This window comes from Microbacterium suwonense (assembly GCF_030296555.1).
GTDB lineage: Bacteria > Actinomycetota > Actinomycetes > Actinomycetales > Microbacteriaceae > Microbacterium > Microbacterium suwonense.
Genome location: NZ_AP027728.1, coordinates 1,576,484 through 1,599,403, shown reverse-complemented (window position 1 = coordinate 1,599,403; position 22,920 = coordinate 1,576,484). Strand labels below are relative to the sequence as shown.

Below are 22,920 nucleotides of genomic sequence, written 5' to 3'. Positions count from 1 at the left end.
ACTCCGGGCCGAAGCTGCCAGAAACCATCGGTGAACTTCATTACTTGACTGCTCCTGCCGTGATGCCGCGTGTGAGCGTGCGCTGGAAGATGAGGAAGAAGATGAGCGTCGGGATGATGCCCAGCAGTGCGGACGCGCTCGTGGTCGTGACGTCCATGAGGCGGTCGCCCTGCAGCACGCTGATCGCCACGGGGACGGTCTGGTTGGCGTTCGACGCGAGGAAGGTCAGCGGGATGAGGAACTCGTTCCACGTCCAGATGAAGAAGAAGATGAGCAGCACCGACAGGGTCGGGCGGCTGATCGGGAAGACCACCCGCCACAGGATCTGCCAGCGCCCGGCGCCATCGATCGAGGCGGCCTCGAGCACCTCCTTCGGGAAGGTGCCGTACACCGACGAGAGCAGGTAGGTGCCGAAGGCGGCCTGGATGACGGTGAACACGATGATCACCGACCAGACGTTGTCGTAGAGGCCGATGCTCTTGAACATGTAGTACAGCGGGTACAGCAGCGCCTCCTGCGGGAGCAGGTTGGCCATCAGGAACAGCAGCACGATCCAGCTGCGGCCACGGATGCGGCCGATGCCGATCGCGAAGGCGTTGAGCATGGAGATGAACACCGCAAGAACCGAGACGACTCCCGAGATGAGGATGGAGTTCCACACCTTCTCGGGGAAGTTCACCCGCTCCCAGAACGCCGAGATGCCGGTGAAGTCGAGCTCGTGCGGCAGCGCCAGCGGGCCGGAAGTGGCATAGTCCACGGGCGATTTGAAGGAGTTGACCAAGACGAGATAGAAGGGGATCAGCACGAGCACGGCGCCGATGACGACCAACGCCAGCATCAGCCAGTCGATGGGCTGCTTGCGGGTCATGCCGCCGCGGGGGCGGGTCGGCTTGCCCGTGACGATCGCGGTGGTGGCACTCACAGTCCCGCCCTCTCCTTCTGCTCCATGGAGTTCTGCACGCGGATGAAGACGATCGACACGATCACCACGACGACGGTGAGCACGGTCGCGATGGTCGCGCCGTAGCCGATGTTCCGCTTGGTGAAGAACTCCTGGTACGCGTAGTAGGCCGGGACGAGCGTGGCACCGGCGGGGCCGCCGCGGGTGATGACGTACACCGGGCCGAACACCTTGAGCGCGGCGATGGTGCACGTGAGGGTGACGACGAAGATCTCTGGACGGATGATGCTGACGGTGATCGCGCGGAAGCGCTGCGCCCAGTTGGCGCCGTCGAGTTCGGCTGCCTCGTACAGCTCGGGATCCACACGCTGCAGCGCTGCCATGAAGATCACCACCGGGTAGCCCAGCTGCACCCACACCATCACGACCATGAGCACGATCAGCGCCGAGGGCATCTGGCCGAGCCAGTCGACGGCGGGGATGCCCAGCCAGCCGAGCATCTGGTTGAGGGCGCCGTCGCGGTCGGGGCGCACGATCCAGCCGATCACGATACCGGCGACCACGACGGGGAGGATCTGCGGCAGATAGTACGTGGCGCGCAGGAAGCTGGCGACACGACCGCCGAACTTGCGGCCCACGACATCGAACAGCAGCGCAGCCACCAGCAGGCCCAGGATCGTGGGCACGACAACCATGGCGACGATCATCCAGACCGAGTTGGTGAACGAGGTCCAGAAGTCCTCGTCGGTGAAGAGCTTCTGCCAGTTCGCCAGTCCGATGAACTCCGGTGCACGCACACCCCGCCATTTCTGGAAGGTGAGGTACACGTTCCAGCCCAGCGGGACGAGCACGATCACCAGCAGCAGCACGAAGCCGGGCAGCAGGTAGATCCAGTAGGCACTCGTGCCGCCCTTGCCCTGCGGGATCGCCGGTTGCTCGGGCGGCAGCGCCGTCCGTCTGGGCCGTGTGATGAGAGTCATATCGAGCGCTCCTCGGAAGGGCCGGGGCGGCAGCGCGTGCCGCCCCGGCGGTCGGTCAGCGGAAGTCCGCGGTTCCTTCGTCGTACGCCTTGCCGAGGCCGGCGTCGGTTTCCTCGACGTCCTTGACGCCGGTGATCAGACCCTGCAACTGCTGCACGATGACGTCGTAGAAGCCGGGTGCGGGCCAGTCCGGGTAGAACGACAGTCCGTCCTTGTCGAGGATGCCGTTGAACGTCGCGATCAGCTCGGCGCTCTTCTCGTCGGTGATGTCATCCGGGTTCGCCGCCACGGGAAGGCCGCCGTTGTTGCCGATGATGGCCTGGATCTCGGGGCGCATGGTGATGTCGATGAACTTGTACGCCAGCTCCTTGTTCGCGGCGTTCTCGGGGACGACCCAGAGATTGCCCGAGGAGCCGAGCGACAGGTCGGCTCCGGGGAAGGCCGTCATCGTCCAGTCGAAGTCGGTCGCCTCGGCGACGAATCGCCCGAACCACCACGAGCCCGACACGAAGATCGGCGCGGTGCCGTTGATGAACGAGACTCCGGCGTCCTCGGCCTTGATCGAGGAGACGTCGTCGGCGATGTAGCCCTTGTCGACGTACTCCTTGAGCGTCTCGGTCGCGGAGGTGATCACGGGGCCCTGCCAGTCGACGGGGCTCTTGTAGAGCTGGTAGTCGTCGACGAAGCCGCGGTCGCCCTTGAGCAGCGCGAGCTGGTACCAGAGCTGGCCGAGCGGATACTCGGCGCCGGCCTCGGCGAGAGGGGTGATGCCCTTGGCGACGAACGCATCGAGCACGTCGACGAACTCGTCGTAGCTGGTGGGGATCTCCAGTCCGGCGTCGGCGAAGGCGTCCTCGTTGTAGTAGACGCCCACGAACTCGCCGTAGTTCGGCACGCCGTACCAGGTGTCGCCGCCCATCACGCCGTCGTCGGTGTACTTCGCCGTGGTCTGCAGCGACGGGGCGAGCTTGTCGCCCCAGCCGTACTCGTCCACGGCATCCGAGATGTCGGAGATCAGACCCGTCGAGGCAAGGAAGCCGGCGGTCGCGTTGCCCTTGTTGAACTCCATCAGGTCGGGAGCCGCGTCGGTGTCGAGCACCTGGCTGGCCGTCTTCTGGATCTGCTCGAAGGACTTCTCCTCGAACTCGACCTTCGCACCGGTCTCCTTCTCGAACACGGTGATGGCCTCGTTCCAGGCTTTGCCCATGGCGCTGTCGGCACCTTCGTAGTGCCACAGCTTGAGCGTCTGGCCGTCGCCGTCTCCGCCGTCGCCTGAGCCTCCGGAGGGGAGCAGCCGGTGAGGGCGATGCCTGCGGCGGTGATCGCAGCGAGTGCTGCCAGCGCCTGCGTTCTGCGGTTGATGTGTGCCATCGTCGGCACTCCTTCTCTCTCAGGGCCCGGTGGGCCGAACACTTCTTCGGGAGGGTTCTTCAGTTGTGGGAGGTGCGCATCGTCGAAGCGTTTCGACTCCGCGCGAACGGGTGCGTCGCACGTCCGGCGTCATCGATCCGCGAGTGTGCGGACCGACCCGGCGGGGTGGTATTCAGGTGGGATCAGGTGGATGCGGGGCGAGGAAGTCCTGTCCTCGAGGCGGTGCAGTGCGATCTCGACCGCGAGATCGCAGGACTGGCTGGGCACGAGAGGGATCGTGTCGAGCGGAGTGCGCAGATCCGAGGTATCGAAAGCGGTCGCGGCGGAGACCACCGAGACGTCGTGACCGACGCGGAGGCCGTGGTCGGCCAGCACGGAGAGCAGCACCTCATGCGCATCGGTCACGGTGTGCACGACGAAGGCGCGATCGCCGCGAGCAAGAGCCGCCTCCACGACGGCGCGCACGACGCCGGCATCCGTCGCGAGCTCGCCCGAGCACGTCGTCTCCAGTGCGATGTCGCGTGCCTGCGCGCCCGACTCGACGCCGCGCCGCAGACGGCGGGAGAAATTGGAGGTGCGGTATGAGACGGCGGGCTGGCCGAGCAGGGTGATCGCGGTGTGCCCGGCATCTGCGAGCCGGTCGACGGCCAGTCGCCCAGCGGCCTCGAAGTCGATGTCGACGCAGGTGAGTCCTTCGGCGTCGTCGGGAAGGCCGATGAAGATCGTCGGCGTGCGGATGGAGCGGGCGATCTCGACCCGGGCATCGTCGGGTGCGACATCGAGCACGAGGATGGCGTCCACCAGCCGGCTCGATGCGACGCGGCTCATGCCCACGGATGCCTGTTCATCGGTCAGCAGCAGCACGTCGTAGCCGTGCCTGCGTGCGGCGATCGACGTCGCGAGCACGAAGGCCATGTGCGTGGGGGCATGGGTGTCGGCGCGCAGCGGTTCGGTGAGGGCGAAGATGTGCGTCCGGCGCCCCGCGAGCATCCGGGCACCGGCATCGGGCATGTAGCCCAGTGCTGCTGCGGCCTCCTCAATGCGCCGGCGTGTCTTCTCCGACACGGGTCGCTTGCCGCTCAGCGCATACGAGACGGTGCTGATCGACACGCCAGCGGCCTCGGCCACCTGGTGGATCGTCGTCATCAGAACTCCATCGTCGCTGTGCGGAAGCGTTTCGTCGAAGCGCTTCGATTCCCTCTGATGGTAGGCCGTGACAGGTTCCCGCGCAAGGGGTATGTGGCAAATTCCAACAAATATGTCGAAAGCGCGGAAGTCCGCAGTTCAGCCGGGGCGGCGACGGGGTCTCGGTGGGGGAGGGAATCCGAGGCCCCGCCGCCGGTTCAGTCCGTGACTCGGATCTGCGCGATGACCTCGGCATATTCGGTCTCGCCGACAGGCTCGAATCCGACGCGGCGGAAGAACGCCTCGGGACCCCCGTCGCCTGCCTCGTAGATCACGTTCACGTGATCGACGCCCCGCGCACGGGCCTCGTCGATCAGAGTCTTCACGGCGAAGCGCCCGACACCGCGCCCCTGGTCGTCGGCATCGACGTTGATGCGCCACAGCACATTTCGGAGGTTCTCGTCGGGCGTGTCGGCGTTGAAGCTCGCACTCACGAAGCCGACCACCTGATCGCCGTCGAGAACGACCCGCTGCCAGGAGGTCTGCGGGTTGACGACCGTGGCGGCGATGCCGTACGACACCGGAGCCAGGTACTGCTCCTGTCCGGGCTTGAGGGACAGCTTGTTGACGGCGACGATCGTCGCCGCGGAAAGTTCGACCACGCGCAGTTCCGACATGAAACCCAGGCTAGCCCCTCCTCGCCGATCCCGGGGTGGAAACAGCTGGCAGTGTCGAAACACGCCGAACCTGCGGGAAAGCAGACTCGGGTATCTTGGTATCGAGATAAAATCTGCCCCGCGAACGGAGATCCGGTGACCGACGACGCCATCATCTACACCCACACAGACGAGGCGCCGGCTCTGGCCACCGCGTCCTTCCTGCCGATCATCAAGGCCTTCACCGGCCAGGCGGGCATCGAGGTGCAGACGCGCGACATCTCGCTGGCGGGTCGCATCCTGGCGACCTTCCCGCAGAAGCTCACTCCCGAGCAGCAGGTCGGCGATGCGCTGGCCGAGCTCGGCGGCCTCGCCACGCTTCCCGAGGCGAACATCATCAAGCTGCCGAACATCTCGGCATCCATCCCGCAGCTGAAGGCCGCGATCGCCGAGCTCCAGCAGAAGGGCTTCGACATCCCGGACTTCCCGGACGAGCCGAAGACCCTCGAGGAGAAGGACGTCCGCGCACGCTACGACAAGATCAAGGGCTCCGCCGTCAACCCGGTGCTGCGCGAGGGCAACAGCGACCGCCGCGCTCCGCTGGCAGTGAAGAACTACGCGAAGAAGCACCCGCATCGCAACAAGCCCTTTGCGGAGGGCTCGAAGACCCGAGTCGCGACCATGGGTCACGATGACTTCAAGCACAACGAGCGCTCCTGGGTGGCCGCGCACGATGACACGCTCAGCTTCCGTCATGTCGCCGCCGACGGCACGATCACGGTGCTCAAGGACGGGCTGAAGGTGCTGCCGCGCGAGATCATCGACGCGACGTTCCTGTCCGCGAAGGATCTCGATGCGTTCCTGGCGGAGACGCTCGAGGCAGCGAAGGCCGACGACGTGCTCTACTCGGTGCACCTCAAGGCCACCATGATGAAGGTCAGCGACCCGATCATCTTCGGTCACGTCGTGAAGGCGTTCTTCAAGGACGTCTTCGCCCAGTACGGTCAACAGCTGGCCGAGGCCGGGCTGAATGCGAACAACGGGCTCGGCGGCATCCTCTCGGGGCTGTCCGACATCGCCGGCGGCGACGAGATCGCGGCGGCGTTCGAGCGCGCGATCGCCGACGGGCCGCGCCTGTCGTACGTGAACTCCGACAAGGGCATCACCAACCTGCACGTGCCCAGCGACGTGATCGTCGATGCGTCGATGCCGGCCCTGGTGCGCAACGGCGGCAAGCTGTGGGGTGCCGACGGCGGCGAGGCCGACACCATCGCGGTCATCCCGGACTCGTCCTACGCGGGTGTCTACCAGGCCGTGATCGACGATGTCATCGCGAACGGCCCGCTGGACCCCGCCGTCATCGGCACCGTGCCGAACGTGGGGCTGATGGCGCAGGCCGCGGAGGAGTACGGCAGCCACGACAAGACGTTCGAGATCTCCTCGGCGGGCGTGGTGCAGATCCTCGACAGCGACGGCACCGTGCTGATCTCGCACGAGGTCGGCGCGGGCGACATCTGGCGCGCCACACAGACCAAGCACATCCCGGTGATGGACTGGGTCAAGCTCGCGGTCACCCGGGCCCGCGCGACCGACGTGCCCGCCGTGTTCTGGCTGGATGCGAACCGCTCGCACGACGCGCAGATCATCGCCAAGGTGCACCAGGGGCTCGCCACGCTCGACACCAAGGGACTGACGATCATGATCCTCGCCCCCGAGGACGCCACCCGTTACACGCTCGCCCGCATGCGTCAGGGACTGGACACCATCTCGGTCACCGGCAACGTGCTGCGCGACTACCTGACCGACCTGTTCCCGATCCTCGAGGTCGGCACCAGCGCCAAGATGCTCTCGATCGTGCCGCTGCTGGCCGGCGGTGGGCTGTTCGAGACCGGTGCGGGCGGCTCCGCGCCCAAGCACGTGCAGCAGTTGATCGCCGAGGACTACCTGCGCTGGGACTCGCTGGGCGAGTTCTTCGCTCTCGCCGCATCGCTCGAGCACTTCGCCGATCGCACCGGCAACGAGAAGGCGCGGGTGCTCGCCGAGACCCTGGATGCGGCGACCGGCACCTTCCTCGAAGAGGACCGCTCTCCCGGCCGCGCCCTGGGCACGATCGACAACCGGGGCAGCCACTTCTACCTGGGGCTGTACTGGGCGCAGGAGCTGGCGAAGCAGACCAAGGATGCCGATCTCGCGGCGGCCTTCGGCCCGATCGCCGCGACCCTGGCAGAGAACGAGCAGAAGATCGTCGACGAGCTCAATGCCGTGCAGGGCAAGTCCGCCGACATCGGCGGCTACTACCGTCCGGACGCCGACAAGGTCGAGGCCGTCATGCGCCCGTCCGCCACGCTGAACGGCGTGATCGACGCGCTGTCCTGATCGACGCACGCAGAAGGGGGCGGATGCCGATCGGCATCCGCCCCCTTCTGCGTGTCGGACCGGGCGCGCCGGATCAGCAGCGTCCCGGACAAGCCGCGTTCCGGATCAGCTGTGCACCCAGACCTCGAGGCCTTCCGGCGACCAGTCGTAGACCTGCTTGGCGATGCGTGGCGGGAGGTTGACGCAGCCGTGACTCATGCGGTGGCCGAAGTTGTTGTGCCAGTAAGCACCGTGGAAGGCGATGTTCGGCGCGAACCAGGTGTTCCACGGCACGTCCTTGGTGCAGTACGAGGCTCCTTCGAAACAGCCCATGTCCTGCTTGGCGGTGTGGGCGAACACTCGGAAGTGCCCGAGCGGCGTGTCGGTGCCCGGCAGGCCGGTCGAGGTCGCCCAGGCGTCGACGAGCTTCTCGTTCTCGAACAGATAGGTGCGCTGCTCGCTGATGTCGACCTCGATGCGCCGGAACAGCGTCGTGGTCTCGAACGGGGTGGAGGTCACGGGCAGCTCGAACGCGGCCTTGCCATCGCCGAGATCGGTGGCGAAGGCCGATGCGATGCCGGTGGTGTCGCCGAGCACTCTGCCGTCCTTGCCGTCGACGAGGGTACGCAGCACCTCGCCCTTCGAATCGACGACCTTCGTCGCGTCGACGACGTCGCGGTTGACGAGATCGGGCAGCGTGGCGACCATGCCCTGGATGGCGGACTGATCGGCCGTGATCTCGAGCTCTCCGTCGACCTGGTCGATGTGGAGCCACTTCGCCGCGACCTCAGGGGCGACCGGAACTGTGCGCTCGTCTCCGACGTAGAAGCCGATCTCGGCGAGCATCCCGTTGAGGTTCTCGACGGTCGCCGCAGCCTTCTCATCGGTGATCGCCGGGATCACCTCGGTGGGATCCCCCGAGAACGAGAATGTCGTGGCGCCCTCGTCCGACGCTGCTGTGAACGCCTCCGCAAGATCCGAGACCGAGATGCCGGTGCCCGACGCGGCGGGTGTGGCGGTGTAGGCGGCGGATGCCGGGTCGAACGCGACCACGGCGTCCACCGGATCGATGTAGCTCGAGGGGACGGCTGCGCGCAGCGCACGCTCGGCGGCGGTCGGATCCAGGCTCACCTCGGCGCCGATCGGATCGCCCATCCAGGAGCCGAGGTTCCAGAGCGGCCGATCGGCGAACGCCTGCTCGGCCAGGGCGCCGGCATCCACGCTGGCGCCGAGGTCGGTGCCGGTCAGGGTGGCGCCTGCACCCGCGCCGGTCAGCTCCACTTCGGTCGATGCCAGACGGCTGCTGATCGCGGCGGATGCCATGCCCGGCGTCATTCCTCCCACCGGCACGCCGGCGACGGTGGTGCCGGGTGCGATGAGGATCAGGGAGGCCCCTGCGGCCGCGAGTGCCAGTGCGCCCGCTCCGAGGCCGATCCACAGCCCCAGGCGACGCTTGCGCGGTGCCGGCTCAGCCGGCGCCCACTCCACGGGGTGACCGTCGTGCGGCGGCAGAGCGTCGTCCACGAAGGAGGACGGGATCGCATCCGTGCCGGGACCGGAGATCAGATCGGTCACGAACTCACCCCCAAGGACACAACGTGACTGACCTCTTCATGGTACGGGACGCCGGGCGGCGGCAGGACTGCTCATGGTCCGCTCGGTGGACAGCGGCAGTAACGTTTTGATAACCTGCGCGCCCTGCGCCGCGTGCCGTGCAACGCGGCGTCTTGCGCGGAACCTAGTTCGTAAGCTCTACTAACAAATATGGAATCGTCACAGGGCGAGCGGTCGCTGCCGGTGGCTGCACCGGGCCGGCACCTGCGTTCGGCGACGAAAGCGCTGCCCGAGCAGGCACGTGCGCACAACCGCGCCCTCATGCTGCAGACGCTCTACCACGGTGGAGCAATGAGCCGGGCAGACCTCGCACGCGAGACCGGTCTGACCCGGGTGACCATCTCGGATCTGGTCGCCGAGTCGATCGCCGATGGCATCATCCACGACATCGGCGTGCGCCACGCCAGCGGGCCGGGAAAGCCGGCGATCGTGATCGACATCGATCGCGAAGGGCATCAGATCATCGGGATCGATCTGTCGGGCACGTCGAAGTTCGAAGGCGCCGTGCTCGACCTGGGCGGACGCGTGATCTGCCGCAGGTCGGTATCGCTGCCCGTGCAGCCCGGCTCGCAGCAGACCTATCGAGCGGCATCGGATCTGGCACGCGAACTGATCGCCGCAGCGACCAGGCCCATCCTCGGGATCGGGGTCGGCAGTCCCGGTGTGGTGCGCGGTGACGGGACGATCCTCAGCGCCCCGAATCTCTCGTGGCAGGACTTCCCCCTGGAGCACCTGATCGCCGGGGAGCTCGGCCTCCCCGCGGTGGTGAGCAACGACGCCGATGTCGCTCTCCTGGCCGAGTACACCTTCGGCCGCGCACGCTCCGACGTGATGCTCGTCCGCATCGGCAGGGGGTCGGAGCCGGCATCATCACGGGAGGACGGCCACTGATCGGTGCACGCTTCGCAGCGGGGGAGATCGGCCACGTCGTGGTCGGCACCGATGGCGGCCCGGTCTGCGCCTGCGGGCGCATCGGATGCCTGGAGGCGTGGGTGAACGTCCCTCGGCTGAGCGCCGAGATCTCGGCCGCACCCAGCCGCGTCGCAGCGCTGCTCGCGGACGCGGGTACGCGCCTGGGCATCGCGATCGCGCCCATCGTGGCGGCATTGGACCTCTCCGAGATCGTGATCTCCGGGCCGGGCGAGCTGTTCGCGGGGGAGTTCATCGACGCGGCCACCACGGCTCTGCGCGCGCGGACACTGGAGGGGGTGTTCGAGGACGTGACCTTCCGGCTCAGCGAACAGGACGACATCGTCATCCGCGGAGCAGCCGTGACCGTGCTCTCGGCCCAGCTGGGCGTGACGTGACGGGGCGGTGCATCGGGCGTGCGCGCACCGCTCCCCACGGCCGCATGCGCAGCGTCCCGATGAGAGGATTGACCTGCCTCCCGACGCGCCCGCCGGCGGCGAACCCGGCATCCACCCCGCTCGACCGCGCAGCAGCGCACCTCGACACACTCAAGGAGATCACCGATCATGGCTGAAGTCGTCATCGTAGAGAACAAGGAAATCGCCGGGGCGCTCGTCGCCGACGAGATCGTGCGGCTCATCGATACGGTTGCGGAACCTGTGCTGGGTCTGGCCACGGGGTCGACTCCGCTGCCGGTCTACGAGGCGCTGCGCGGACGCCTGTCGGGGCACGACGTCTCGCATCTGCGCGGGTTCGCTCTCGACGAGTACGTCGGCATCGATCCGGAGCACCCCGAGAGCTATCGCTCGGTCATCACCCGGGAGGTCATCGAACCTCTCGGCCTGGATCCCGCGCTGATCCGGGTGCCCAACGGGGCGATCGAGACGATCCAGCACGCTGGAGACGACTACGACGCGGCCATCGTCGCCGCCGGCGGCGTGGATCTGCAGATCCTCGGCATCGGCACCGACGGCCACATCGGCTTCAACGAGCCGGGCTCGTCGTTCGCATCCACCACCCGCATCAAGACACTGACCGAGCAGACCCGCAAAGACAACGCGCGTTTCTTCGACTCCGTCCACGACGTCCCGCAGCACTGCATCACGCAGGGGCTGGGCACGATCCTGCGTGCACGACACCTGGTGCTGCTCGCCTTCGGCGAGAACAAGGCGCGAGCGGTGGCCGCGGCGCTCGAAGGCCCGATCAGCGCCATGGTTCCGGCATCCGCCGTGCAGCTGCACGCGCATGTGACGGTCGTGCTCGACGAAGCGGCCGCATCTGAGTTGAAGCTCGCGGACTACTACCGCTACAGCTACGCCAACAAGCCGGCCTGGCAGGGTCTGTGATTCCCCGCCCGTCGTCTATTTGTGCCGTATGCGCGCGACACGCCGTGGAAACCGGGCATACGGCACAAATAGACGGGCTTTGTGTCAGCGCCAGGCGAACGCCAGCAGGTGCTCCTCGCTGAGCGGCGCCAGTGGCACGCTGGTGCGGTCGCCGGGCTCCAGCCAGCGCAGCTCGGCGAGCTCGGCCTGCACGACGACCTGATCGGGCTCGGCGCGCAGCGCGAACGCATCGGCGATCACCCGATGACCGGGTTCGTTGGCGGCCGCGGAGACGAAGGTGCCCAACGGCTCGAGATCGGACTCGTCCACGCGCAGGGACAGCTCCTCGTCCAGCTCGCGGATCAGCGTCTCGGCCGCTGTCTCGCCCGGCTCGGGTTTGCCGCCGGGCTGCATGAAGCGCGTCGTGCCCTGCTTGCGGACCACGAGCACGCGGCCGGCATGATCGACGATGACGGCGGCGCTCACCCGGATGTCAGGCATCGGCTCCCACCTTCTGGGCTGGAGTGCTCATGCGAGGGTTCGGCGCCCGGCGATGACGCCGGCCGCCACGGCCACCACGGCGAAGGCGATGCCGACCCACGCCTGCCCGAGCGACCACCAGGCGAGGGTCACGGCGGCGTAGATCAGCAGTTCGACGACGGCACGCAGAAACGGATGCAGATGCAGCACCGGCCGAGGGGAGAGGAACAGCGCCCATACCAGCAGCGTCAGAACCGGAGCGCCGATCCCGACCACGATGTTCCAGGGCATAAGCCAGGATCCGAACCCCCACAGTGCGAAGGTGGCCAGCGCGACGAGCAGCACGACGACGCGGATCAGATCGAGCGGAGTCAGGGCGGCGCGACGCACGCCGCCGTCGACGACGGAATCCTGGGACATGCCCTCAAGTCTATTCGGCGGGTGCTGTGTCGACGGACGCCGGGTCCGTGCCGTCGGACTCGTCGGGCGCCGGCACGTCGGGCGTTGCAGCGTCGGGCTCGGCTGTGGGTGCCTCGGCGTCGGCGTCGGCGTCGGCGTCGGTGGAGGCAGGGGATGGCGGCGCCGTCGACACCAGGTTCGAACCAGACTCGGATGACTCAGCAGGTTCGTTCGCCGCGGTCTCAGGAGGCGTCGTGTCGGAAGTCTCAGTCGCTGGGGGCTCGGGAGCGGGCGTGCCGGAGCCCCAGGGCGGCGGGAGCAGCGATCGCAGCGTGGTCGTCGTCCATTCTCCAGCGACGTCGTCGGTGACGTAGCGGAATCCGACGGTCGTGTTGCTAATCAGCTCCACGACATTCGGCCGCAAGTCTGCGGTGCCGGTGCCATCAGGGCCGAGCGTGATCTGATCGCTGCGGGCGGATTGCCTGTTCAGCCACACCTGCACGGTGCTGCCGGGGGTGCCTGTCACGGGAACGTAGATGTGCGTGCGGGAGTTGGAATCCAGAATCACGGTCGCAGTGCCCCATGACAGTTCCACCGGCGCCGGTGCGGGATCCGTGCCGGGCTCTTCGGTCCCGGGGTCGGTTCCGGGCTCCTCGGTGCCAGTCCCGGGCTCCTCGGTGCCGTCGCCGGGCTCTTCCGTGTCGGTCTCGGTGCCGTCCCCGGGTTCCTCCGTCTCCTCACCGTCCCCGGGCTCTTCGGCGCCGGGTTCCTCCTCACCGTCTCCAGGCGAGGCATCGTCCCCACCCGGATCGGTGACGTCGCCGGGGTCGGGAGCCGGCTCCAGCTCCTGCTCCGACTCGTCGTCGGCGGGAGGTGCAGCCACGTCGGCTTCCTGCTGTGGGGGCGATGCCTCGTCGGCATCTGCGCGCGGATCCGGATCGACTCTCGGCGTCCTCTGCTCGTCGATCTCGATCACCTTGGGATCATCGATCGACATCGTCGCATCCGGAACCACCTCGGAGGAGATCGACGACGGCTCGGAATCCGAGGCGCTCGGCTGCGAGGTCGCCGGCGATCCGGTCAGCATCCCTGGAACGACGGCTGCGGCCGCGACGACGCCGGCGACGACGAGTGCAGCCGACCCCGCACCCACCAGTGCCCCGATGCCGGAGATGACGCCGGCACTGCTGACGGCAGTCGCACCACCGGATGCCGTGGATCCGGCAGCGGCGGAACCGGCCGCACCCGACCCGGCCGAACCCGTCGTGCCTCCTGAACCAGTGGCCGCGACGCCCCCGGAACCGGCGACGACGGCCCCTTCGACGACGCTCGAGGGCATGGCGGCAAGCGCGACGATCGGCGTTCCGCCGCCCTGCAGAGTCGCCAGGTAGGCCGATGCGCCGCTGACGCCCAGCACGAGAGGCAGCAGCACGAGTGCGAGCCGGCTGGAGACGTCCTTGGCCTCGGCTGCGACGATCATGCAGCGAGCGCAATCCTGCAAGTGCTGGTCAGCGCGTTGCTGTGCACGCACACCGAGGTTGCCGCGCGCATACGCGCCGAGGTGCTCGATCGTCCACCTGCACTCGGACTCGTCGTCCACGCTGCGCAGGTGGGCCTGGATCCATGCTTCGCGCAGACCTTCGCGGGCGCGGAAGGTCAGCTGCGAGACCGCGCCGGCGCTCATTCCCAGCAGCGAGCCGATCGCCGCCGGCTTCATCCCCTCGATCTCGGAGTACCACAGCACCTCCTGCCAGCGGGAGGGCAGCGAGCGGAAGGCCTGTGCGGTCAGCCCGCGATCGAGCTCCTCGTCGGCTGCGGCGTCGGTGCTCGATGGGTCGGCGACCGTCTCGAGCTCGTCGATGGCGGTCTCGCGGCGCGCGCGGCCCCAGGCCGCGGCGGTGTTGCGGATGCTGGTGAACAGATAGGCGCGGAAGGAGCCGTTGGGCCCACCGCCCTTGAGGATCGCCTGATAGATGCGCGCGTAGGCCTCCTGCACGAGGTCATCGGGGTCGATCGATGAGGTGATCGACCGCGCGACCGTCATCCCGGAGCGGTAGTGACGTCGCCAGAGTTCGCCGAACGCCTCCGCGTCACCCGATCGGGTGCGCAGCACGAGGTCGGAGTCAGCGGATGCTGATTCCTCGGCACTGCGGTCGTTCACGTCGTCCCTGTACTCCTGCCGGATGTTCCGCGCTCGTGTGGCGGACATGCTTCTCAAAGAAGAGACGCGTGAATGGTCACTTCATCACGCGTCTTTTCCATTCTCGCTCGAAATCCCGGCGGAGGCCAGCCCTGTGGAGAACCGATCGAGAGCGCTCTCAGGATCTACGCGAAAAAGTTCCTCGCACCGGCGTAATGAATCGAGGGGTCGGCCGTCTCTTCTCGTAGAGCACGTCCGAAGCGACTGGCGAGGGGCCGGTTGCGGAGGGGATCGATGCCGGGGGTATCGCATCGAAGCAGAACGGGATCGGAGACCTCGGGGAGGAGCTTCCGATCCGGTCGGCTCAGGGGAGGTGAGGCCGCCGCTGTGGGGACAGCGGCGGCCTCACTCATCATCTTCGGCAGCGTCTGCGCCGCGGTGATCAGCGCGTCGGCGCCGCCCCGATCCACAGACCGCGAACCGCGAGATCTCCATCCAGCAGCACGGCATCCGCCACGAAGCCGCGCCTCAGTGAGCCCAGTGACTCGCCGAACCCCACGGCCTTCGCCGGCGTCGCCGTCAACGCACGCACAGCCTCGCCGAGCTCGACACCCGCGTCGACGGCACGCCGCAGAGCGACATCCTGCGTGAGGGTGGAACCCGCGATCGAACCAGTGTCGTCGGCGCGCGCGACGCCATCCGTCACCGTCACCTTCACCGCTCCCAGGTCGTAGTGCCCGTCGGCGCTGCCGGCCGCGGCCATGGCATCCGTGATCAGCGCCACTCGACGCGGCGCCGCGTCGAAGAGCAGCTTGATCACGTGCGGATCGAGGTGGATGTTGTCGGCGATGCCCTCCAGTACCACGCGGTGGTCGGCCGCCGCGATCAGCACCGGCCCCGGTGCCCGGTGGTGGATCCCGTTCATCGCATTGAAGGCGTGCGTGAGGATCGATGCACCGGCTTCGAACGCGGCGCGGGCGATCTCGGCATCCGCGTTCGTATGTCCGACGGCGACGGCGGCGCCGGATGCCACGATCTGGCGCACCGCATCGAGCCCCCGGGCAGCTCCGGGGCGAGGGTGACCTGTCTCACCGTCCCGCGCCCCGCAGCCAGCAGCCGCGCGATGGCGTCCGGGTCGGGGGTGCGCAGCAGCGACGGCTCGTGCGCACCGTGGTGGCCGGGGTCGAGGAACGGGCCCTCCAGGTGGCTGCCGAGGATCTCGGCATCCGTCTCAGTGAGATCCGCGATGGTCGCCACCTGAGCGGCGAGCTGGTCGATCGTCGCCGTGACCAGCGAGATCACGGCGCGCGTCGTGCCGTGCGAGCGGTGCATCTCGCGGCCGATGCGGATGGCATCCGCGCCGTCGTCGTACGCCGCGCCGGCACCGCCGTGGCCGTGGATGTCGATGAAACCGGGCGTGAGCACGGCGTCGCCGCCGACGACGGATGCCGCATCGACCACGTCAGCGGCATCCGTCCAGTCGGATCCCGTGCCGCGGGCGACCACGATGCCCTCTTCGAACCGCACCCAGCCGTTCTCGGTGACGGAGCCGTCACCGTCGACGATCCGCGCGGAGTGGATCACCCGCGAGCCGTGGAAGTCCGTCGTCAGGGTCATCGCATGCGCCATGCACCGAATCTATCGCGCCGGGCACCGGATGCCGGTCATGATGCTGGGCGTGCGGCACCGGCATCCGCTAAGCTTTTCCACGTCGCGACTGGCGTCTGGGTGGGGCACCACCGGGGAGCGGCCTCTTTGCAATCGACCGCGCGCCTGGGCCGATGAGGAACACACCCCAATCCCGTGTGAACAGGAGACCGCCATGACCGACCGTTACTTCGACGCCCCGCTCGCCGAGGTCGACCCCGAGATCGCCGAGGTGCTCGAGCGCGAGCTGAACCGCCAGCGCACGTACCTCGAGATGATCGCATCCGAGAACTTCGTGCCCGTCTCGGTGCTGCAGTCGCAGGGCTCGGTGCTGACCAACAAGTACGCCGAGGGCTACCCCGGCCGCCGCTACTACGGCGGCTGCGAAGAGGTCGACGTGGCCGAGTCGCTGGCCATCGAGCGGGCGAAGAGCCTGTTCGGATCCGAGTTCGCCAACGTGCAGCCGCACTCCGGCGCCAGCGCGAACGCTGCCGTGCTGCATGCCATCGCCCGCCCCGGCGACACGCTCCTGGGCCTCTCGCTCGACCAGGGCGGCCACCTCACGCACGGCATGAAGATCAACTTCTCGGGGCGGCTGTACAACATCGTCGCCTACGGTGTGAACCCCGAGACCTCGACGATCGACATGGACGAGGTGCGCGCACTCGCCATCGAGCACAAGCCGAAGGTGATCATCGCCGGATGGTCGGCGTACCCCCGTCAGCTCGACTTCGCGAAGTTCCGCGAGATCGCCGATGAGGTCGGCGCGCTGCTGTGGGTCGACATGGCGCACTTCGCCGGTCTCGTCGCCGCAGGCCTGCACCCGAACCCGGTGCCGCACGCGCACGTCGTCTCGTCGACCGTGCACAAGACCATCGGCGGCCCGCGCTCGGGCTTCATCCTCACCAACGATGCCGACATCGCCAAGAAGATCAACTCGGCCGTGTTCCCGGGCCAGCAGGGCGGCCCGCTCATGCATGTGATCGCGGCGAAGGCGACCGCGTTCAAGCTCGCCGCAACTCCGGAGTTCGCCGAGCGTCAGCAGCGGGTGATCTCGGGCGCCGCGCTGATCGCCGAGCGGCTCTCGCAGCAGGACGTGAAGGATGCCGGCATCAGCGTCCGTTCGGGCGGCACCGACGTGCACCTGGTTCTCGTCGACCTGCGCAACGCCGAGATCGACGGCAAGCAGGCCGAGGATCTGCTGCACGAGATCCACATCACCGTGAACCGCAACGCCGTTCCGAACGACCCGCGTCCGCCGATGGTGACCTCGGGGCTGCGGATCGGGACCCCGGCGCTGGCCACCCGCGGTTTCGGCGACGCCGAGTTCACCGAGGTCGCCGACATCATCGCGCTGGCGCTGCTGCCGGGAGCCGACGTCGAGGCGCTCCGCGCCCGAGTGGCCACGCTCGCCGAGGCGTTCCCGCTGTACCCCGGCCTGCAGCAGTAGCCCACCACCACTACCCGTCTATTTGTGCCTTTCGTGGCGATTCTGGGCCGTATTCGCGGCGTTCGGCACAAATAGACGGGCTGTACGGAAGGAGCGGGACATGACCGCGAAGATCCTCGACGGCAAGGCCGCGGCTGCGGCGATCAAGAGTGAGCTCGCCGAGCGGGTCGCGGCGCTGCGCGAGCGCGGTGTGGTGCCCGGCATCGCCACCGTGCTGGTCGGCGCCGACCCCGCGTCTCAGCTGTACGTGGGGATGAAGCATCGCCAGTCCGAGGCGATCGGAATGAACTCGATCCAGCGCGAACTGCCGGCCGATGCCACCCAGGCCGAGGTCGAGGCGGTGATCGACGAGCTCAACGCCGACGACACCTGCCATGGCTACATCGTGCAGCTTCCGCTGCCGAAGCACCTCGACACCGATGCGATCCTGGAGCGCATCGACCCGGCCAAGGACGCCGACGGCCTGCATCCGACCAACCTCGGCCGTCTCGTGCTGAACGTCAACGCGCCGATCCGCACCCCACTGCCCTGCACGCCGCGCGGCGTGATCGAGCTGCTGCTGCGCAACGACTACGACCTGAAGGGGAAGCACGTCGTCGTGGTCGGGCGCGGTGTGACCATCGGCCGGCCGATGGGGCTGCTGCTCACCCGACGCGACATCAACGCGACCGTCACGCAGGTGCACACCGGCACGCCGGACATGAGCCCGTACCTGCGGCAGGCCGATGTGATCGTCGCCGGTGCGGGTGTGAAGCACCTGATCCAGGCATCCGACGTGAAGCCGGGAGCCGCCGTGCTCGACGTGGGTGTCACGCGCGAGACCGACCCGGAGACCGGCAAGTCGAAGGTCTATGGCGATGTGCATCCGGACGTCGCGGAGGTCGCCGGCTGGCTCTCGCCCAACCCCGGCGGCGTCGGCCCGATGACCGTCGCCCTGCTGATGACGAACGTCGTCGAGGCCGCCGAGCGCCTCTGACCCGGCCTCACCGCCCCTGCTCAGCTTCACCGCCCCTGCTCAGTCACGTGACTGAGCAGGGGCGGTGTGGTTCAGCAGGGGCGGCGGCGCGGAAGCCTGCCGGGTGGCGGCGCGGGAGCCCGCCGGGCGGCGGCGCGGGAGCGGCGGAGGAGCCACCCGATGTCATAGATAACGTTTTCGTTAACCACTGGCGCCGCGTCCGTTTCTCTCGTAGATTATGAGCGACAACATATGTTGTGGGTAACTACAAATAATCGCGCAAAGGAGCGCCCGTGCGACGTCGAAATTCCTTCCTCGCTCTGCTGGCTGCGACCGCCGTGGTCGCAGCGCCGCTCGTTCCCCTCACCGCAGCAGCGGCCGACCCTGAGCCGGTCACGCATGCCGACTTCGATGACGGCACACTCGGCGACTGGACGGCGAGCGGAGACCCGACCCTTGAGACCGTCGAGGATCCCGCCGGAGGCGAGGGCCTGGTGCTCCGCGTCGGCGATCGCAGCGAGACCTGGCACACGCTGCAGAGCCCCACGGGGCTGTTCACCGAAGGCGAGACCTACACGCTCTCGGCCCGCGTGCTGCTTCCCGACGCCGACGGACAGGCGCGCTTCATCGTGAAGGACGGCTACCACTGGGTCGCCGACACCACGGTGCCGGCCGGGGAGTGGACCACGGTCAGCGGCGACTTCACCGCCGACGCGGACGACTCCCAGGTGTACGTCGAAGTCGAGCCCGCCACCGAGACGTTCTACCTCGACGATGTGCTCATCACCCACCAGTCCGAATCCGAGCCGGATGACGGGGACGTCGCGCCAGGGGGCGCGGAGAACCCCAGCACCACGCCGGTGGCTCTCGCTCAGGGAACCGGCGACGTCGCGGCGCTGACCTTCGACGACGGCCCCAACGGCGCCACGACCGCGAAGCTCCTGGACTTCCTCAAGCAGCACGACCTCCAGGCGGTGTTCTGCGTGATCGGTGAGAACATCACCGCACCAGGCGGAGCGGAGCTGCTGCGTCGCATGGTCGACGAGGGGCACACGCTGTGCAATCACAGCACCGGCTACGCCGACATGGGCGCCTGGGATGCCGATCGCATCCGTGCCGACCTCACCGAGAACCTGCGGATCATCCGCGAAGCGCTGGGCGACCCGCAGGCGCAGGTGCCGTTCTTCCGTGCGCCGAACGGCAGCTGGGGAGCCACGCCCGCCGTCGCCGTGAGCCTTGGCATGCAGCCCCTCGCCGTGGTCAACACGATCAGCGACTGGGAGGAGACCGACCCCGCCGTTCTCACAGAGAACCTGCGAGCGGCCATGAAGCCCGGTGAGATCGTTCTCGTGCACGACGGCGGCGGCGACCGCGAGCCCTCGCTGCAGGCGGTCACGACCGTCGTCTCGGAGCGGATCTCCGACGGTTGGCGCTTCACCCTGCCGGTGGGCGCACCCGCACCCGCTCAGCAGGGCGACCTCATCGAAGCGGACTTCGAGGACGGCACGCTGCAGGGCTGGTTCGCGCGTGCGGGGTCCGGCGACTCCACCCCGGCCGTGACCGTCGTCGAGGGCGGTGCCGAGGGCACTGCTCACGCCGCAGAGGTCTCCGGTCGGGTGCACGAGGGCGACGGCATCCAGGTGGATGTCACCGATCGTCTGCGCGCGGGAAGCACCTATCGTGTCGAGGCGTCCGTGCGGTTCGCCGCCGGTGAGGATCCCGGCCAGGGGCTGACGATCTCGATGCGCACGGTGACCGGCGACGCGGAGTCGTACGCGAACCTGGTCCAGATCGCGGATGCGACGGCCGACGGCTGGACGCGCGTGTCCGGTGAGTTCACCGTGCCCGGCTACGACACCGCCGCCGAGCTGTACGTCGAGGCCCGGTACAACAGCGGCAACACCGCGACGTTCCTCGTCGACGAGATCCGTGTGAGCGTGCCCGAGCCCAACCCGGTGGATCTGGCGCTGACTCCGATCAAGGACACCGTGGACTTCCCGATGGGCGTCGCCATCGACTCCCGGGAGATCACGGGTGCGGCGGCCGACCTGCTGCGTCACCACTTCGACCAGATCACGCCCGAGAACCACATGAAGGTCGAGGCCTGGTACGACGAGGACGGCACATTCCGGCGCCACCCGGAGGCGACGGCCCTGCTGGACTTCGCGCAGCAGAACGACCTGCGCCTGTACGGTCACGTGCTGGTGTGGCACTCGCAGACACCGGACTGGTTCTTCCAGGACGACAGCGGGCGGGAGCTGACCTCGTCGCCGGCGGACAAGCAGTTCCTGCGCGACCGCCTCGCCGAGCACATCGACGACATCGCGCGATCGATCTACGACGACTACGGCCCGTACGGATCGGACACGAACCCCATCGTCGCCTGGGACGTCGTCAACGAGGTCGTGGCTGATCAGGAGACCCCCGACGGTCTGCGCACCAGCCGGTGGCACGACGTGCTCGGCGAGGAGTTCATCCGCCTCGCGTTCGAGGACGCCGACAAGGCCTTCAACGAGACCTACGCTGCGGCGGGCGTCGACCGCCCGGTGAAGCTGTTCATCAACGACTACAACACCGAGCAGGACCGCAAGGGCGCGCAGTACGAGGCGCTCGTCAAGCGGCTCCTCGCCGACGGCGTACCCGTCGACGGTGTCGGCCACCAGTTCCACGTGTCGATCAACACCACGATCGCCTCGCTGGAGGCGGCGCTGGATCGCTTCTCCGGCCTGGGCATGATGCAGGCGATCACCGAGCTGGATGTGACGATCAACCCGGCGACCGAGACCAACCGCATCCGTCAGGGGCACTTCTATCGCGACGTGTTCAACCTGCTGCGGCAGTACCAGGCGCAGGCTCCAGCGGACGAGAAGATCTTCTCCGCAACAGTATGGGGCCTGACCGACGACCGCTCCTGGCGGTCGGAGCAGCAGCCGCTGCTGTTCGGCGGCGACCTGCAGGCCAAGCCCGCCTACTACGGTGCGGTGGACGACGCTGACGGCGTGCCGGCTCTGGTGGCGACGGCGAACGTGTTCGGCGGCGACGTCGCGCTGCAGGACGGATTCGCGGATGCCATCGAATGGCGCAACCTCCCGGAGAACGCCCTGACGCATCAGATCGGAGGGTTCCAGACCCGATGGACCCCCGATCACCTCACGGTGCTCGTGCGCAGCGCGGTGGCGCCCGAGCGGATCGAGTTCACCTACGGTGACCAGGAGCTGTTCTGGGCACCGGATGCCGCTGGATCGCTCGACGGCATTCAGACGGTGGTCGACGGCGAGCACCTCATCGCCGTGCACGTGCCGCATGCAGGCGTCTCATCGGGTGACTCGGTCGCCTTCGATCTGCGCGTGATTGCAGACGGAGCGGTGGCCGGCTCGTGGAACTCGCCGGGGGCCACCGGACGGCTCACCTTCCTGGAACCGCTGTCGTACCTGGACATCCCGGAGCTGCCGGCACCGTCCATCGACGGAGCAGTGGACCCGGTGTGGGCGGACGCCGCCGTGGCACGCACCGAGACCCTGGTCGAAGGTGCTGCGGCAGGAGCCACCGCGCAGGTGCGCACCCTCTGGCAGGGCAACACGCTGTACGTGCTGTACGAGGTCACCGATCCGGCGCTCGACAACAGCAACAGCGACCCGTGGAACCGCGATTCGGTCGAGCTCTTCCTGGACCTCGGCAACACGAAGACCGGCAGCTACGGGCCCAATGACACCCAGATCCGGGTGACGTCGGATGGCGACCTGTCCTTCGGCACCGGCGACTCCGCCGCGCAGCTGGCACGGGTGGCAGCGAGTGCGACAGCCGAGACCGAGACGGGTTACGTCGTCGAGCTCGCGATCGCTCTGGTGGGCCAGTCCGGTGGGCAGAGCGATGTTCCGCTGGGAGGCGCGGACACGTTCCACGGCCTGGACTTCCAGGTCAACGACGGCCGCGACGGCTCGCGCTTCGCCGTGCACACCTGGGCGGAGCCGACCGGCACCGGCTACCAGAACACCGCGCGCTGGGGCGTGGCGCGACTCGTGCCCGCCGATGGATCGGACGGATCGGACGACGACGGCTCGGACGGCTCGGGCGACGACGGATCGGGCGACGACGGGGCGGGCACCGCACAGTGGGCGACCCTGGACGTCGGCGACGGACGGGTCGAGCAGGGCGGCTCGCTGCCGGTCGTGGTCACCGGCCTGCAGCCGGGGCAGCGGATCACGGCGACGCTGCACAGCGATCCGGTCACCGTGACCGGGATTCCCGCCGCGGATGCCGACGGACGCATCGCGTTCACCCTCGCCGTGCCGTCGGATATGGCACTGGGCTCTCACACGCTGGTGATCGCCTCGCCGGGGCTGGATCCGCTCAGCGCCGAGATCACGGTGCTCGCACCGGGCCAGCTGGCCGTCACCGGCGCGATGCTCCCGTGGGGGCTGGCGCTGCTGGCATCCGTGTTGGTCGTCGCCGGGATGCTGCTCTCGCCGCTGCGGCGCCGACGCGCCTGAGTCGGCACGGGGCCGAGGCTCACCGTGGTCACCCGCGGTGAGCCTCGGCCCTGCTCAGCTGCACCGCCCCTGCTCAGTCACGTGACTGAGCAGGGGCGGTGCAGTCCAGCAGGGGCGAAGATC

14 protein-coding genes, 2 pseudogenes and 1 riboswitch are annotated in these 22,920 nt (G+C 68.1%); of the genes and pseudogenes, 6 read left to right on the top strand and 10 right to left on the bottom strand.

Going from position 1 to position 22,920, the window contains the following annotated elements:
- Positions 1 to 40 precede the first annotated feature (40 nt).
- The 5 genes from QUE33_RS08025 to QUE33_RS08005 all read right to left on the bottom strand — a co-directional run bounded on the left by QUE33_RS08025 (position 41) and on the right by QUE33_RS08005 (position 5,054).
- Complete coding sequence (locus QUE33_RS08025; RefSeq protein ID WP_378761836.1) at positions 41 to 922, bottom strand: carbohydrate ABC transporter permease; 882 nt, start codon at positions 920 to 922, stop codon at positions 41 to 43.
- Positions 919 to 1,881 (bottom strand): carbohydrate ABC transporter permease, encoded by a 963-nt coding sequence (locus QUE33_RS08020; protein WP_286298958.1) that lies wholly within the window; start codon positions 1,879 to 1,881, stop codon positions 919 to 921. Before QUE33_RS08020 ends, QUE33_RS08025 begins: the two co-directional genes overlap by 4 nt.
- Positions 1,882 to 1,936: 55 nt before the next feature.
- Complete coding sequence (locus QUE33_RS08015; RefSeq protein ID WP_286298957.1) at positions 1,937 to 3,088, bottom strand: ABC transporter substrate-binding protein; 1,152 nt, start codon at positions 3,086 to 3,088, stop codon at positions 1,937 to 1,939.
- Between the two features lie 293 nt (positions 3,089 to 3,381).
- A complete protein-coding gene (locus tag QUE33_RS08010; RefSeq protein WP_286298956.1) occupies positions 3,382 to 4,398 on the bottom strand; it encodes a LacI family DNA-binding transcriptional regulator in 1,017 nt (338 codons plus the stop codon).
- Between the two features lie 197 nt (positions 4,399 to 4,595).
- Positions 4,596 to 5,054 (bottom strand): GNAT family N-acetyltransferase, encoded by a 459-nt coding sequence (locus tag QUE33_RS08005; protein ID WP_286298954.1) that lies wholly within the window; start codon positions 5,052 to 5,054, stop codon positions 4,596 to 4,598.
- A gap of 135 nt (positions 5,055 to 5,189) precedes the next feature.
- On the opposite strand from QUE33_RS08005, the gene QUE33_RS08000 reads away from it, so the two are divergent.
- Positions 5,190 to 7,409, top strand: coding sequence for an NADP-dependent isocitrate dehydrogenase (locus QUE33_RS08000; protein WP_286298952.1), 2,220 nt, complete (start codon positions 5,190 to 5,192; stop codon positions 7,407 to 7,409).
- 105 nt (positions 7,410 to 7,514) lie between these two features.
- Here QUE33_RS08000 and QUE33_RS07995 read toward each other — a convergent pair whose 3' ends face one another.
- Positions 7,515 to 8,963, bottom strand: a complete 1,449-nt coding sequence (locus tag QUE33_RS07995) for a L,D-transpeptidase (protein WP_286298951.1) — start codon at positions 8,961 to 8,963, stop codon at positions 7,515 to 7,517.
- 189 nt (positions 8,964 to 9,152) lie between these two features.
- Here QUE33_RS07995 and QUE33_RS16130 point away from each other — a divergent pair.
- Together QUE33_RS16130 and QUE33_RS07980 are read left to right on the top strand one after the other, a co-directional pair.
- A pseudogene (locus QUE33_RS16130) lies at positions 9,153 to 10,309 on the top strand (ROK family transcriptional regulator).
- Positions 10,310 to 10,477: 168 nt separating this feature from the next.
- The gene (locus tag QUE33_RS07980; RefSeq protein WP_286298949.1) at positions 10,478 to 11,257 is read left to right on the top strand and encodes a glucosamine-6-phosphate deaminase; all 780 of its coding nucleotides are present in this window, start codon (positions 10,478 to 10,480) and stop codon (positions 11,255 to 11,257) included.
- Between the two features lie 84 nt (positions 11,258 to 11,341).
- On the opposite strand, the gene QUE33_RS07975 is transcribed toward QUE33_RS07980, so the two are convergent.
- From QUE33_RS07975 to nagA, 4 genes and pseudogenes are all read right to left on the bottom strand, one after another.
- Positions 11,342 to 11,737, bottom strand: a complete 396-nt coding sequence (locus tag QUE33_RS07975; RefSeq protein WP_286298947.1) for an NUDIX hydrolase — start codon at positions 11,735 to 11,737, stop codon at positions 11,342 to 11,344.
- A gap of 27 nt (positions 11,738 to 11,764) precedes the next feature.
- Complete coding sequence (locus QUE33_RS07970) at positions 11,765 to 12,136, bottom strand: YrdB family protein (protein ID WP_286298946.1); 372 nt, start codon at positions 12,134 to 12,136, stop codon at positions 11,765 to 11,767.
- Positions 12,137 to 12,146: 10 nt separating this feature from the next.
- Positions 12,147 to 14,324 (bottom strand): sigma-70 family RNA polymerase sigma factor, encoded by a 2,178-nt coding sequence (locus tag QUE33_RS07965; protein WP_286298944.1) that lies wholly within the window; start codon positions 14,322 to 14,324, stop codon positions 12,147 to 12,149.
- Positions 14,325 to 14,697: 373 nt separating this feature from the next.
- Positions 14,698 to 15,872: pseudogene (nagA, locus tag QUE33_RS07960) on the bottom strand (N-acetylglucosamine-6-phosphate deacetylase).
- An 86-nt stretch (positions 15,873 to 15,958) separates the two neighbouring features.
- Positions 15,959 to 16,041, top strand: a riboswitch (ZMP/ZTP riboswitch).
- 36 nt (positions 16,042 to 16,077) lie between these two features.
- Here nagA and glyA point away from each other — a divergent pair.
- The 3 genes from glyA to QUE33_RS07945 all read left to right on the top strand — a co-directional run bounded on the left by glyA (position 16,078) and on the right by QUE33_RS07945 (position 22,797).
- A complete protein-coding gene (gene glyA / locus QUE33_RS07955; protein WP_286298943.1) occupies positions 16,078 to 17,352 on the top strand; it encodes a serine hydroxymethyltransferase in 1,275 nt (424 codons plus the stop codon).
- Positions 17,353 to 17,452: 100 nt separating this feature from the next.
- Positions 17,453 to 18,328: a bifunctional methylenetetrahydrofolate dehydrogenase/methenyltetrahydrofolate cyclohydrolase gene (locus QUE33_RS07950; RefSeq protein WP_286302959.1), complete on the top strand. Its 876-nt coding sequence runs from the start codon at positions 17,453 to 17,455 to the stop codon at positions 18,326 to 18,328.
- Positions 18,329 to 18,600: 272 nt separating this feature from the next.
- Entirely contained in the window at positions 18,601 to 22,797 is a 4,197-nt protein-coding gene (locus QUE33_RS07945) for an endo-1,4-beta-xylanase (RefSeq protein ID WP_286302958.1), read from the top strand.
- The last annotated feature ends 123 nt before the right edge of the window (positions 22,798 to 22,920 follow it).

Coding starts and splice junctions, on each gene's coding strand:
- QUE33_RS08005 (WP_286298954.1), bottom strand. CDS start 5,054: ATGTCGGAACTGCGCGTGGTCGAACTTTCCGCGGCGACGATCGTCGCC.
- QUE33_RS07965 (WP_286298944.1), bottom strand. CDS start 14,324: ATGTCCGCCACACGAGCGCGGAACATCCGGCAGGAGTACAGGGACGAC.
- QUE33_RS08015 (WP_286298957.1), bottom strand. CDS start 3,088: ATGGGCAAAGCCTGGAACGAGGCCATCACCGTGTTCGAGAAGGAGACC.
- QUE33_RS07980 (WP_286298949.1), top strand. CDS start 10,478: ATGGCTGAAGTCGTCATCGTAGAGAACAAGGAAATCGCCGGGGCGCTC.
- QUE33_RS07970 (WP_286298946.1), bottom strand. CDS start 12,136: ATGTCCCAGGATTCCGTCGTCGACGGCGGCGTGCGTCGCGCCGCCCTG.
- QUE33_RS07975 (WP_286298947.1), bottom strand. CDS start 11,737: ATGCCTGACATCCGGGTGAGCGCCGCCGTCATCGTCGATCATGCCGGC.
- glyA (WP_286298943.1), top strand. CDS start 16,078: ATGACCGACCGTTACTTCGACGCCCCGCTCGCCGAGGTCGACCCCGAG.
- QUE33_RS07950 (WP_286302959.1), top strand. CDS start 17,453: ATGACCGCGAAGATCCTCGACGGCAAGGCCGCGGCTGCGGCGATCAAG.
- QUE33_RS08020 (WP_286298958.1), bottom strand. CDS start 1,881: ATGACTCTCATCACACGGCCCAGACGGACGGCGCTGCCGCCCGAGCAA.
- QUE33_RS08010 (WP_286298956.1), bottom strand. CDS start 4,398: ATGACGACGATCCACCAGGTGGCCGAGGCCGCTGGCGTGTCGATCAGC.